The sequence below is a fragment of the Ralstonia sp. AU12-08 genome (assembly GCF_000442475.1).
GTDB classification, from domain to species: Bacteria; Pseudomonadota; Gammaproteobacteria; order Burkholderiales; family Burkholderiaceae; genus Ralstonia; species Ralstonia insidiosa.
In genome coordinates this window covers 50,169-63,019 of sequence record NZ_ASZV01000042.1, presented here as the reverse complement: position 1 = coordinate 63,019, position 12,851 = coordinate 50,169, and the positions used below count along the sequence as shown (strand labels likewise).

General features: G+C 63.8%; 15 protein-coding genes. 8 read left to right on the top strand and 7 right to left on the bottom strand.

Translation table 11 applies throughout. From position 1 onward, the window contains the following. The first annotated feature begins 308 nt into the window (after positions 1-308). From C404_RS49750 to C404_RS49735, 4 genes are all read left to right on the top strand, one after another. Positions 309-638, top strand: a complete 330-nt coding sequence (locus tag C404_RS49750) for a (2Fe-2S) ferredoxin domain-containing protein (RefSeq protein ID WP_021196298.1) — start codon at positions 309-311, stop codon at positions 636-638. Positions 639-677: 39 nt separating this feature from the next. Then, a complete protein-coding gene (locus tag C404_RS49745) occupies positions 678-1,334 on the top strand; it encodes an alpha/beta hydrolase (protein ID WP_021196297.1) in 657 nt (218 codons plus the stop codon). Between the two features lie 84 nt (positions 1,335-1,418). After that, a complete protein-coding gene (locus C404_RS49740) occupies positions 1,419-2,612 on the top strand; it encodes a D-alanyl-D-alanine carboxypeptidase family protein (RefSeq protein ID WP_021196296.1) in 1,194 nt (397 codons plus the stop codon). 20 nt (positions 2,613-2,632) lie between these two features. Next, entirely contained in the window at positions 2,633-2,935 is a 303-nt protein-coding gene (locus C404_RS49735) for a DUF493 family protein (protein ID WP_021196295.1), read from the top strand. Between the two features lie 70 nt (positions 2,936-3,005). Here C404_RS49735 and C404_RS49730 read toward each other — a convergent pair whose 3' ends face one another. Beyond that, entirely contained in the window at positions 3,006-3,968 is a 963-nt protein-coding gene (locus C404_RS49730) for a transcriptional regulator GcvA (protein ID WP_021196294.1), read from the bottom strand. A gap of 148 nt (positions 3,969-4,116) precedes the next feature. Here C404_RS49730 and C404_RS49725 point away from each other — a divergent pair, with 148 nt between their 5' ends. The 3 genes from C404_RS49725 to lipA all read left to right on the top strand — a co-directional run bounded on the left by C404_RS49725 (position 4,117) and on the right by lipA (position 6,412). Next, positions 4,117-4,476 (top strand): DUF2917 domain-containing protein, encoded by a 360-nt coding sequence (locus C404_RS49725; protein WP_021196293.1) that lies wholly within the window; start codon positions 4,117-4,119, stop codon positions 4,474-4,476. Between the two features lie 178 nt (positions 4,477-4,654). Further along, positions 4,655-5,356, top strand: a complete 702-nt coding sequence (gene lipB / locus C404_RS49720) for a lipoyl(octanoyl) transferase LipB (RefSeq protein ID WP_021196292.1) — start codon at positions 4,655-4,657, stop codon at positions 5,354-5,356. A gap of 54 nt (positions 5,357-5,410) precedes the next feature. After that, the gene (lipA, locus tag C404_RS49715) at positions 5,411-6,412 is read left to right on the top strand and encodes a lipoyl synthase (RefSeq protein WP_021196291.1); all 1,002 of its coding nucleotides are present in this window, start codon (positions 5,411-5,413) and stop codon (positions 6,410-6,412) included. 78 nt (positions 6,413-6,490) lie between these two features. On the opposite strand, the gene C404_RS49710 is transcribed toward lipA, so the two are convergent. Together C404_RS49710 and C404_RS49705 are read right to left on the bottom strand one after the other, a co-directional pair. Further along, complete coding sequence (locus C404_RS49710) at positions 6,491-6,949, bottom strand: hypothetical protein (protein ID WP_021196290.1); 459 nt, start codon at positions 6,947-6,949, stop codon at positions 6,491-6,493. Between the two features lie 301 nt (positions 6,950-7,250). Further along, positions 7,251-7,523 carry a hypothetical protein gene (locus C404_RS49705; RefSeq protein ID WP_031329795.1) on the bottom strand — a complete coding sequence of 91 codons (273 nt, stop codon included), beginning with the start codon at positions 7,521-7,523 and terminating at the stop codon, positions 7,251-7,253. A gap of 231 nt (positions 7,524-7,754) precedes the next feature. Between C404_RS49705 and C404_RS49700 the strand changes: the two genes are divergently transcribed. Then, positions 7,755-8,144 carry a LysR substrate-binding domain-containing protein gene (locus tag C404_RS49700; RefSeq protein WP_052027482.1) on the top strand — a complete coding sequence of 130 codons (390 nt, stop codon included), beginning with the start codon at positions 7,755-7,757 and terminating at the stop codon, positions 8,142-8,144. Between the two features lie 58 nt (positions 8,145-8,202). Here the strand turns inward: C404_RS49700 and C404_RS49695 are convergent, their stop codons facing one another. The 4 genes from C404_RS49695 to C404_RS49685 form a co-directional block, all read right to left on the bottom strand. Then, on the bottom strand, positions 8,203-8,505 hold the full coding sequence (locus C404_RS49695; RefSeq protein WP_021196288.1) for a CBU_0592 family membrane protein: 303 nt from the start codon (positions 8,503-8,505) through the stop codon (positions 8,203-8,205). Between the two features lie 63 nt (positions 8,506-8,568). Continuing rightward, positions 8,569-9,378: a TorF family putative porin gene (locus C404_RS0130250; protein ID WP_080981262.1), complete on the bottom strand. Its 810-nt coding sequence runs from the start codon at positions 9,376-9,378 to the stop codon at positions 8,569-8,571. Then, complete coding sequence (gene betA / locus C404_RS49690; RefSeq protein WP_021196286.1) at positions 9,378-11,111, bottom strand: choline dehydrogenase; 1,734 nt, start codon at positions 11,109-11,111, stop codon at positions 9,378-9,380. The genes C404_RS0130250 and betA overlap by 1 nt, the downstream gene beginning before the upstream one ends. 16 nt (positions 11,112-11,127) lie before the next feature. After that, on the bottom strand, positions 11,128-12,651 hold the full coding sequence (locus tag C404_RS49685; protein WP_021196285.1) for an aldehyde dehydrogenase family protein: 1,524 nt from the start codon (positions 12,649-12,651) through the stop codon (positions 11,128-11,130). Between the last annotated feature and the right edge of the window lie 200 nt (positions 12,652-12,851).

The following is a 12,851-nucleotide window of genomic DNA, read 5'->3' as shown; positions in this document are numbered from 1 at the left end:
GCCAGTGTTGATTTTCTTGACCAACAACCCGCCAGCCCTTGTGCCACCTAGCGCCAGCCTGGTGTGCTTACGATGGCACCCAGCCCACCCGTCGTCAATCCCGGAATCCGCGCACACGGGCGTCCAGACATCCGGAAAACGTGTTGCGACGCAGCATCGCGCGGCCAACTCACGGGAAGTCGCCACCTTGGGGCCGTATAATGCCGGCTCGTTACGCAAATCCACACTGTGCGCCCGGTGCCTGGAAACCTTCCAGATCCTGCCCCGTGCGCCGTCACCTCAGCCCTCTGAGCCAGTCCTGTCCGCCCATGAGCAGCCACTACCAGCACCACGTTTTCTTCTGCCTGAACGAACGCGAGGACGGCTCGCGCTGTTGTGCCGACTTTGGCGCCAAGGCCATGCAGGAATACGCCAAGAAGCGCTGCAAGGAGCTCGGCATCAACGGCGAAGGCCGCGTGCGCATCAACAAGGCCGGCTGTCTCGACCGCTGCGAACTCGGCCCGGTCATGGTGGTCTACCCCGAGGCCGTCTGGTACACCTTCGTTGACAAAGAAGACATCGACGAGATCATCCAGAGCCACCTGATTGACGGCAAACCGGTCGAACGGCTGATGGTCGATCGCCCTGCCAACGCCTGAGCCGCTTGAGTCTGACTGCATCCGCGCATCTGTATTTCCATGAACGTGCATACCGAAGAACGCCTGATCCCCGGCCCGGTCGGACAGATCGACCTGTCGATTGACCTGCCCGATGCGACCATGGGCGCACCGCGTGGCCTGGCCCTGGTTGGCCATCCGCACCCGCTGTTTGGCGGCACCAAGGACAACAAGGTCGCGCAGACCTTGGCACGCACCTTCGTCGGCCTCGGCTACGTGACGGTGCGCCTGAACTTCCGCGGCGTGGGCAAGACCGAAGGCACGCACGACAACGGTATCGGCGAGCAGGACGACGTGCTGGCGGTGCTCGACTGGATGCGTACGCAAACCGAATGGTCAGCCGATGTGGCCACGCTGCCGCTGGCACTGGGCGGCTTCTCGTTTGGCAGCTTCGTCATCTCGCAGGTGGCACGCCACCTGGCCGAGGCCGGCACGCCCGCCGAGCGCCTGGCGCTGGTCGGCACCGCCACCTCGCGCTGGGACGTGGCACCGGTGCCGGCCGACACCATCGTCATCCACGGCGAGCAGGACGACACCGTGCCGCTCATCGACGTGCTCAATTGGGCGCGACCGCAGGAGCTGCCTGTCATCGTCATCCCGGGCGCAGATCATTTCTTCCACCGCAAGCTGCATCTGATCAAGCAGCTCATTACCGGCGCCTGGGCGCCACGGCCCTAACCCCTTTGTTTTTCCGGATGCCGCGCCTCCCCCCGTGCGCGGCATCGTAGATACACCCTCCTCAAGCAGACCGCAGGACCCGCCATGCAGACCCGTTTCACCGCTTCCGCCTTCTCTTCCGCCGCTGTCACCGTTGTTGCCGCAGCCACGCTTGTCACGGCGTTGCCGGTCGCGGCGCAGTCCGTGCCTGCCCCGCAAGTCGCGGCCCGCTCGTGGATGCTGACTGACGTGACCAGCGGCCAGGTGCTCGCTGGCGCCAATATGGATGAGCGCATTGAGCCCGCCTCGCTCACCAAGCTGATGACGGCCTACCTGGTCTTTGAAGCCGTGCGCGACGGCAAGCTCAAGTACGACCAGATGATCACGCCCACGGAGACCGTGCGCACCGTCAAGACAGATGAGTCACGCATGTTCCTGGAGCCGGGCAAGCCCGCTTCGGTGCGCGAGATGACGCAGGGCCTGATCGTGCAATCGGGCAACGATGCCGCGCTGGTGCTGGCCGAAGCCGTGGGCGGCACGGAGACCAACTTCGTGATGCTGATGAACCGCGAAGCGCAGCGCCTGGGCATGAAGAACACGCACTTCGCCAACGCCGCCGGCCTGCCCGACCCGAACCACTATTCCACCGCACGTGATCTTTCGATCCTGACGTCGGCACTGATCAAGGATTTCCCGCAGGACTACAAGTTCTACTCGCAGAAGGAATTCACCTATAACAACATCAAGCAGCCCAACCGCAACCGCCTGCTGTGGCTCGACCCGACCGTTGACGGCGGCAAGACCGGCCACACCAAGTCGGCCGGGTACTGCCTGGTCACGTCGGCCAACCGTCCGCTGCCGGATGTGCCGGGTGCGAATCGCCGCCTGCTGTCGGTCATCATCGGCACCAAGAGCGACGGCATCCGCACGCAGGAAAGCCTGAAGGTCCTGAACTACGGCTACCAGTTCTTCGACACCGTGCGCCTGTACCAAGCCCAGGCGCCGCTGCAGACGCCTGATGTGTACAAGGGCCAGGCCAAGACCGTGAAGCTGGGCGTGGCCGAAGACAAGTGGATCACCGTGCCCAAGGGCGCAGGTGCTCGCCTGAAGCCGGTGCTGGAGCGCAAGGACCCGCTGATCGCCCCGATCACGCAGGGCCAGCAGCTCGGCACGGTCAAGGTGATGGACGGCTCGACCGTGGTGTCGGAATTCCCGGTGGTGGCGCTGGAAGCCGTGCCGGAAGCCGGCTTCATCGGCCGCACGATCGACACGGTCAAGCTGTGGTTTAAAAAGAAGTAATCGACCCCATTTACTTCGACATGACCTCTTCGCACACACCCCCGCCGCCGGGCCACATCCCGCCCGAGCAATCGCTGATCGAGTATCCGAGCGACTTCCCCATCAAGGTGATGGGGGCGATGCAGGATGATTTTGCCGAGACGATCGTCAAGCTGGTGCAGCAGCACGATCCGGAGTTCCACGCCGGTCGCTTGGAAATGCGCCCGTCGTCGAGCGGCAACTACCTCGGCCTGACGGTGATCGTGCGCGCCACCAGCCGTGAGCAGCTCGATGCGCTGTACCAGGCGCTGACCAGCCACCCGATGGTCAAGATCGTGCTGTAAGGCGCCTCGCGCACCAAACAAAACGCCCCGGTCATGCCGGGGCGTTTGCATTTGCGAAGCCGATCCGGCATCACCCTTTGGCGACGTGGCCCAGGCAGACGGTGTTGTCATCCATCAACCGCTCCAGCTTGAGCTTGAACGCGGCAATCTCCGGTAGCAGCCACGCACGGAACGCCTGCATCTTGGGCGTTTGCAGCGCGCTGTGGGGGCAGACAAAGTAGTAGTTCCACGGGCACGGCGTCGTCGTCTCGAACAGGCGCACCACGCGGCCCGCAAGCAACTCGTTGAACGCCAGCGTCGGACGGATCAGTGCAATGCCCTGCCCGGCCGCCGCGGCCTGCAGCAGCAGCGATGAATCCTGGAACATCAGCCCGCCACGCGGCTCGACAAACCCCTCCATGCCAGCGGCCTCGAACCAGGGCGTCCAATCCTCGCCCTCGCTGCGCAGCAGGGTCATGCCCGCCATCTCGGCCAGCGTGCGCGGCAGGCGGCCACCGTTGTACGACGGGCTGCAGATCGGGAAGAACACGTCGTCGAGCAGCTTCTCCACATACAGCCCCGGGTAGTTGCCCGAGCCCATGCGCAACGCCACATCCACCTCTTCACGCCCGAAATCGACCAGCGCGGGGCTGGAGAACAACTCCACCTCCAGTTCGGGGTGCTTTTCGATGAAGGTGCCGATATGCGGTGTGAGCCAGCGCGCGGCAAACGAGGGCATGGTGCTGATGGCCAGACGGTTGTCACGGTTGCCGGCGCGCAACTGGTGCGTGGCCTGGGCGATCTGGTCAAGCGCCTCGCGCACGCGATCGGCGTAGACACGGCCCGCATGGGTGAGCGTGACGCGCTTGCCGCGCCGCTCGAACAGCGGCACACCGAGATCTTCCTCCAATGCGCGCATCTGGTGGCTGACCGCGCCGTGCGTGACGAACAACTCCGTCGCCGCGCGCGAAAAACTCTCATAGCGGGCCGCCGCCTCGAACACCCGCAGTGCGCCCAGCGGGGGCAGGCGCATCGGTTCGCGGATCTCCGTCATATTCCCTCCGGATTTTGTTGTGCTGCTTCTTATCTCTATGTGAGCTAGGCTATCAAAGACAACAATATATATCGTTTTGTACTAGGCAACCAACCACCTAGACTACTTCCACGGCAGGCCCCGCCTCGATGCCGTGAAGGAGCCGATCATGAAAGCTGTACTAACAAAAATTGTATTCACTCTCCAACCCGGCGAAGTGGTGGCACTGCGCATGCCAGCGAACCAGAACCTGCGGGTTGAAGAAGCTTTTGGCCGTGACGTGTGGGTCACGCACGAGAACAAAGCCGGCGACGAATGGCTGCACGCTGGCGGCAGCGTCGCCGTCACGCGCGGCGAGGAAATCGTTGTCTCGGTCGATCCGAAAGCCGCCGGCCCGGTGTCGCTGGCGATGGAAGCGGTAGATGGCCACATGCCGCGCAAACCGTGGCACGTGACGGATGGCTGGCGGCATACGCTGGCCGCGCTCGGCTGGAATGAGCACGTCGAAACGCCGATCGTGGCGGCCTGAGCTGGCCACCTGAGCACGCCGGACCTGTTTTAGCCTCCTTTTGCGGCCGATGCCGCGAAAGCCCGATGCCGGTGCGATGCCTCCCATCGCACCGGCATCGTTTTTTGGGCCAACCCTACGAGCCGACTGGGCAAAGGCGCCCCGGCGCCATCGGCGGCCCTGCGATACACTCGCGAGCATGATTCCGATTGACATCGTCGAACGCGGCCTTCAGGACTACGCCGAGTGCTTCGACGCGATGCAGACGTTCACCGCCAACCGCAACAAACCCGGCGGCCCCGACACCCCCGACACGATCTGGCTGGTCGAACACCCGCCGGTGTTCACGCTCGGTCTGGCCGGTGATCCGGCACATCTGTTGGCCCCCGGCAACATCCCGTTGGTCAAAGTCGACCGTGGCGGACAGATCACTTACCACGGCCCCGGCCAAGTCGTTGCCTACCTCTTGCTGGATCTGCGCCGCCGCGGGCTGTTCGTGAAGGCGCTGGTCGATGCCATTGAAGCGGCCGTCATCGAGACGCTCGCCACGTATAATGTCGCCTCCGAACGCAAGGCTGGCGCCCCCGGCATCTACCTGTCGGGCGGGCCGCATGCTGGCGCCAAGATCGCTGCGCTGGGGCTGAAGATCCGCAACGGCTGCAGCTACCACGGCGTGAGCCTGAACCTGGCGATGGACCTGTCGCCCTTCACGCAGATCAACCCGTGTGGCTATGCCGGCCTGGAAACCGTCGACATGGTGACCGCTGGTGCCCACGATGCGTCCGGGCGCACGGTCGATGCAAGCGACTGGCAACCCGTTTCCCGCGACCTGGCCAATGCGCTGGTCGCCCAATTGCAGCAACGCGCGCAAGCGCAACCTGCCGAAGCCGCTAGCGCCTAGCGACCGGCATGCAGCCGACCCAAGCGTGTGTCACAAGCGCACGCGGAGAACACGATGACCGATTCCGCCACCGGCGCCACTGTCGCCGAAACCTCTGCAGCCCCGTCGAACAAACCGTACGACGCCACCGCTAAGCAGAAGTCGCTCGACAAGACCGCGCGCATCCCCATCAAGATCGTGCCGGCCGAAAAGCTCAAGAAGCCGGACTGGATCCGCGTGCGTGCCGCCACCGGCAACTCGCGCTTCTACGAGATCAAGGACATCCTGCGCGCCAACAACCTCGTGACGGTGTGCGAAGAGGCCAGCTGCCCGAACATCGGCGAATGCTTTGGCAAGGGCACGGCCACGTTCATGATCATGGGCGACAAGTGCACGCGCCGTTGCCCGTTCTGCGACGTCGGCCACGGCCGCCCGGACCCGCTCGACGTGAACGAGCCGGAAAACCTGGCCAAGACCATCGCCCAGCTCAAGCTCAACTACGTTGTCATCACCAGCGTCGACCGCGACGATCTGCGTGACGGCGGCGCCCAGCATTACGTGGATTGCATCTCGCGTACGCGCGCGCTTTCGCCGGCCACCCGCATCGAAGTGCTGGTGCCGGACTTCCGCGGCCGCCTGGAAAAGGCGCTGGACATCCTCCAGGCATGCCCGCCGGACGTGATGAACCACAACCTCGAAACCGTGCCGCGCCTGTACAAGCAGGCTCGCCCGGGCGCCGACTACGCGCACTCGCTCAAGCTGCTGAAGGACTTCAAGGCCCGCAACCCGAATGTGCCGACCAAGTCCGGCCTGATGGTCGGCCTGGGCGAGACGGACGAGGAAATCCTCGAAGTCATGCGCGACATGCGCGAGCACGACATCGACATGCTGACCATCGGCCAGTACCTGGCGCCGTCCGGCCACCACCTGCCGGTGCTGCGCTACGTGCATCCGGACACCTTCAAGATGTTCGAAGAGAAGGCCTACGAGATGGGCTTCACGCACGCCGCCGTGGGCGCCATGGTGCGCAGCTCGTACCACGCCGATCAGCAAGCGCACGAAGCCGGCGTGGTCTGATCGACCAGCGGAAACGCTGCACAAACAAAAAGGGCCTTGGGGTGAAACCCAAGGCCCTTTTGCTTTGGTGCAGTTCGATTAGACGTTCGAAGCAGCGTCCTTCGGATACGAAGCATCGCCGTTCCACGACAGGTAACCATAGGTGTCGGCTTGACGGTCAGCGCCTTGGGTGTACGGGTCGAACTTGGCAGCAGCGCCGTCCGTGTACGGATCAGCCTTGGCGATAGCGCCATCGGTGTACGGGTCGGCCTTACCGACGGCACCTTGGGTGTACGGGTCGAAGCGGTCACCCTTCCACGACAGGTAGCCGTAGGTATCGGCCCGGCGATCGGCGCCTTGCGTGTAGACGTCGTACTTGGCGGCGGCGCCCTGTGTGTAGGGGTCAGCCTTGGCGACAGCGCCTTGCGTGTAGGGATCAGCGCTTTGCACGGCAGCTGCAGCCGGTTGGGCCGACAGCAGTGCAGCAGAAGCGGACACAGTGGCCACCAGGGCCAGCAGGGTGTTGCGGGAGAAAGCGGTTGCGAGACGGGTGTTCATGATCGGCTCCTTTTATGTGCCTGGATGTTCGGTTGCGCTCAGTTCGTTGCGCTTGAGGTGAGAATAGATCGTTGCCACCGAAGAATAAATGGCACTTCAAAGAAAAGACTGTTCTTCCATTATCAACAATATGCCAACGCAGCAGACATTGGTGCAGAGGCGCTTGCATCACATGCTCACCGCATCACGGCAACTTGGTGCACAGAGCCGGCGTCGTCAGATCGCCGCGTGCAAAATGCCGCGCAAACAGAAAAGCCCTGGGTTTCACCTCCAGGGCTTTTTCTTTTTTTAAGCGACCGGATCAGGCACGCGCGTCAGAAGTCGTCGGATACGTCGTATCGCGGTTCCACGACAGGTAGCCATAAGTGTCGGCCTGGCGATCGGCACCATCGGTGTACGGGTCGACCTTGGCGGCGGCGCCATCCGTGTACGGATCGGCCTTGGCGACGGCACCTTGCGTGTACGGGTCGGCCTTCGTCTGTTCGGCGACGGCCGGTTGGGCCAGCAGTGCGGCAGAAGCGGACACGGCGGCCACTAGGGTCAAGAGGGTGTTGCGGGAGAGACGAGTGTTCATGGTCGGTTCCTTATATGGCTGGATATTCGGTGGCGCTCAACGTGTCGCGCTTGAGATCAGAATAGATAGTTGCCACCACCGACAAAATAAGAAACGTCCTAAACGATAGTTCCAAAAGCAGCATCAATACGTCGATGTGGTGGACGAAGCCAATGACGCGGTGACCCGCATCGCGCCGCTGGCCGACTCCGGCCTGATCGCGCAGGCATTGATGTCGTATCGGTTGGTGGTGTGTACCTCGCCCGCGTACCTCTGGCCGTGCACGGTACGCCGCGGCATCCGAGCGAACTGGCCGAGCACGAATGCCTGGGCTTTGCATACTGGGCGCTGCCCACCGCGCTCGACTGGCAGTTCACCAATGCACATGGGCCGGAACATGCGGTGCGCGTGAAAAGCCGCTTCTCGATCGACAACGGCGCCGGGCTGCGCATGGCGGCGCTCGAAGGGTTGGGCATCAGCCTGCAGCCGATGCAGAAATATCTTTCGAGCGGCAGGCTGGTCCTGCTGCTCGCCGATGATGAACCGCCGTCTCGGCCGATCCACCTGCTCTACTCGCCCGACCGGCGGCCGACGCCCAAGCTGCCCAGCTTCATCGATGCCGTGATCGCTGCATTCGGCTAATAGCGCGAGCGAAAAAAAACCGCGCTCGAAAGCGCGGTCTTGCCAAAACAACACGAACCTATTGCTGCGCTGGCTGCCCTGGGCGCGGCGCGCCAGGCGCTTCCGCCACCGGCCGCCCTGCCTGCTTGTTCCGCCACCAGCCCATCAGCGTCAACGCAAGCCAGAAGAATTGCGTCAGGAACGATGACAGGTTGAATGAACCCATCAGCGAAATCAGGATGCAGATCGGCCCGATCATGTTGAGCCGGACGGCAAATGCGCTGGTTGGCGATTTATGCAAGACCTGCACGCCGAAGTGCGCAGAAACATAAGCGGCGACGCCGACCAGACCGACAACGTCGGTAAAACCCAGGGAGGCCATGGTGTGTTGCTCTCAGAGCGAAGGTTGTGGGGAAAGGGTTGAAGGAAAGACGCCGCCTGCCGCTCAGTACGCCGCCGTCAGCTTGAGCACGACCGTGCGCCGGCCGAGCGTCATGCGGTCGGCGCCGTTACGCGCCGACTCCTGGTTGGCATAGGCAGACGCGTCAGCACCGGTGAGGGCAGCGGACAGCGTCAGGAACTTGTTGATGGGCCGCGACAGCTCGACGCGGTAGTCGGTAAAGCTGAATGCGCTGTGGTTGCGCACGTGCTCATGGCCGATGTGCAGGCCGAGCGTGAAATCGTTGGGCAGCGGCACGTCCCAGTTGGCCTCGGCATAGGTCGAGCCACGGCTGCCTTTGTCGATGCCATCGGCCAGCGAGTTGCCATCAAAGCCGAAGTAATTCGACAACGATGTCCACAGCTTGACCGACACGCCGCGCCAACCGGTGCCAACCATCCACTCCGTGTAGCCGTAGCCCGTGGCCGGGCCGCCCGCAAAGGCCTTGTCATAGCGGGCACCCGGATACCAGTAGCGATACAGCCCGGTAGTCAGCTCGATGTCGTGCGCGACGGTGGTCGCATAGCCCACGTAGGTGTCGATTTCCACATGGCCGCCGGCGATGACGTGGTCGCTGATCTGCGAGCCCCATGCGCCGATGTAGAGGCCGTTCGGCATCGTGTAGTCGACGCCCGCCTGCAGCGCGGGCTTGCCCCATGTCTGGCGCAGGCCGCGCGACACGTATTGCGAGACGACGGAAGCGTTGGCCGACCAGCGCTTGTCGTCGCTGGCCGGAGCCTCGTCGGCAAACACAGGCAGCGCGGCAGCGCATGCCGCCGCCCCGCCCAGCATCGTCGCGACCCTCGGCCAGCGCATCAGGCCGTCACCAGTTCGCTGGCAACCAGCGGCGCGCTCGTGTCCTTCTGCGGCGCCTGCAGTGGCGACTTGCCATGCACGTAGAACGCCGCATCCGAACGCGCCAGCGGCGCCACACCGCGAATACGATCGGCGATCTTCTCGGCCATCATGATCGTCGGCGCGTTCAGGTTGCCGGTGACGATGCGCGGCATGATCGACGCATCCACCACGCGCAGGCCTTCCAGCCCATGCACGCGGCCCTCGTTGTCGACCACGGCCATCGGGTCATCGGCCGAGCCCATCTTGCAAGTGCAGGACGGATGCAGCGCGGTCTCGGCATGGTCGCGCACGAAGGCGTCGATCTCGGCGTCGGTCTGCACGCTCGGGCCGGGGCTGATTTCACGGCCGCGGTATTGGTCGAATGCGCGCTGCGCGATGATGTCGCGCGTGATGCGCACGCCGGCGCGGAATTCGCGCCAGTCCACGTCGTGCGCCATGTAGTTGAACAGGATGCGCGGCTTGTCACGCGGGTCGCGCGAGGCAAGCTTCACGTAACCCGTGGACGGCGAACGCATCGACCCGACGTGGCACTGGAAGCCATGCATCTTTACCGGGTTGCTGCCGTCGTAGTTCACCGCCAGCGGCAGGAAGTGGTACTGGATGTTCGGCCACTCGAAACTGTCGTCACTGCGGATGAAGCCACCCGCCTCGAAGTGGTTGCTGGCACCGGCGCCCGTGCCATGCAGGTACCACTCCAGACCGACCTTCGGCTTGTTGTACCAGAGCGTGTTTTCGTAGATCGACACCGGACGCAGGCACTCGTACTGGATGTACATCTCCAGATGGTCCTGCAGGTTCTCGCCCACGCCAGGAAGATGCGCGACCGAGTGGATGCCCATGGCACGCAACTCATCCGCATTGCCCACGCCCGAGCGTTGCAGCAACTGCGGCGAAGCGATGGCGCCGCTGGTGACGATCACCTCGCGGCGCGCACGCCACGTTTCGCGGTTGCCATCCATCAGCGCTTCGACGCCCACGGCACGCGTGCCCTCGAAGATCACGCGATCCGCCAGCACGCGCGGCAGCACCGTCAGCGTGGAACGCTTGCGCGCGGTATCCAGATAGCAGAGCGAGGTGCTGGCTCGGCGCCCCTTGGCGGTCACGGTGCGGTCCATCGGGCCAAGGCCTTCCTGACGATAGCCGTTCAGATCGTCGGTGGCCGGAATGCCAGCCTGCTCACCGGCTTCGATAAAGGCGTGGAACAGCAGGCTGTTGTCCTGCTTGGGCGTGGTGACCTGCAGCGGGCCAGCATCGCCGTGCCAGTCGTTGGCACCCTTGTCGTACGTTTCCGACTTGCGGAAGTACGGCAGGCAGTCGGCGTAAGTCCAGTCCTCGAGTTGGAAGTCGCTCGCCCAGCGCTCGTAGTCCATCGCGTTGCCGCGGATGAAACACATACCGTTGATGAGCGACGAGCCGCCCAACCCCTTGCCGCGGCCCTGCGCCATACGGCGGTTGTTCATGTGCGGCTCGGGCTCGGTTTCGTAGGCCCAGTTGTACGTCGTGCCCTGCAGCGGATAGGCCAGCGCAGCCGGCATCTGCGTGCGGAAGTCCCAGCGATGGTCGGGGCCGCCCGCTTCGAGCAGCAGCACGGTCACGTCCGGGTCTTCGGTCAGGCGCGCGGCCAGCACGCAGCCCGCCGAACCCGCGCCCACGATGATGTAGTCGTATTCCTGTACGGTATTTGTCGTCAAAACTAGCCCTCCCTGGTTACGCAGCGTCCGTGCCAAACCAGCCCATCGGGGCCGGTGCGAGGTTGATGTAGCTGTGCTTGAGTTCGGTGTACTCGTCCAGGCCACCGCGGCCGAGTTCACGGCCAATGCCGCTGGCCTTGTAGCCGCCCCACGGTGCCTCTGGGAAGTACGGGTGATAGTCGTTCGCCCACACCGTGCCGAAGCGCAGTGCGCGCGAAACGCGGTTGGCGCGGTCCAGATCGCGCGTCCACACGGCGCCGGCCAGGCCGAATGGCGTGTTGTTGGCGCGGCGCACGGCCTCTTCTTCGGTAGTGAAGCGCTCGATGGTCAGTGCCGGGCCGAAGATTTCTTCGGTGGCGATCTTCATGTTGTCGTTCACGTTGGTGAGCACGGTCGGCTCCAGCCAGAAGCCACGCTCGAACTGCGTGCCTTCCGGCGCCTTGCCGCCACAGCGCAGCACTGCGCCCTCGGCCACACCGGCTTGCACCATGTTGACGATCTTCTGGCGCTGGAAGGCCGATTGCACCGGGCCCATCTGCGTGCCATCGTCAAAGCCGTTGCCGATGCGGATGCGCTTCACGCGCTCGACCAGCGCTTCGACAAAGCGATCATGAATGCCGTCTTGCAGCATCAGGCGCGAACCCGCCGAGCACACCTGGCCGGCGTGGAAGAACGCAGCGTTGACGGCGTGGTCGACAGCGGCATCGAAGTCCGCATCGTCAAAAATGATGTTCGGGTTCTTGCCGCCCAGCTCCAGGCCGATCTTCTTGAAGTTGCCGATGGCGGCATTCATGACCGCCGCACCCGCAACAGCCCCACCCGTGAACGAGACCAGATCCACGTCCAGGTTGCGCGACAACTCGGCACCGGCTTCACCGGCACCCGTGATCAGGTTGAACACGCCCGCCGGCACGCCCACTTCAATCAGCAGTTCGGTAAAACGGTGCGTGGTCAGCGGCGTCAGGTTGCTCGGCTTGATGACGATCGTGTTGCCCGCGCCCAGTGCGGGGGCGATCTTCCACGCGGCTTGCAGCAGCGGGTAGTTCCACGGCGTGATCAGGCCGCACACGCCCACCGGCTCGCGCAGCGTGCGGCTGATGACGTGCGACGGAGCTTCGTTGACGAGGCCCGACTCGGTGGCGACCAGGCCCGCAAAGTAGCGGAACGTGGCGGCAATGCCGTCCATGTCCCAGCGGCTTTCGATGATGGTCTTGCCGGTGTTCAGCGATTCGAGCGTGGCGAGGTTTTCCGCATCGGCGTCGATCGCGTCGGCAATGCGGTTGAGCAGGCGGGCGCGCTCGCGCGTGCCGGTGTTGCGCCACGGGCCTTCGTCAAAGGCGCGGCGGGCAGCGGCGATGGCGCGCTGTGCGTCGGCCACGGACGCGTCGGCGGCCTGCGTCAGGACGTTTTCGTTGGCAGGATCGACGATGTCGCGGTACACGCCGCCTTCGGGCTGCACCCACTGGCCGTCGATATACAGATCAAGACGGGGTGCCAGCGTGGCGGAACGAAAATCGGTGGAAAGAGAAGCTTGCGTCATATCCAGTAGCCCTGTTGATGGCTGGCGCACACAGAAGACGGCGCCCGAAATGCCGACACCGTAGCGCCTGAACAGGCGGGATTCGGTGCGGCGACCCATAAATTCACTGTTGGTGTTTTTATTTACCTTTAGAGAATTATGGACTAGTCTAGGAAAAATTAGTTGCCTCAGGCCAATCGTTAAGACCTATCAATCACATA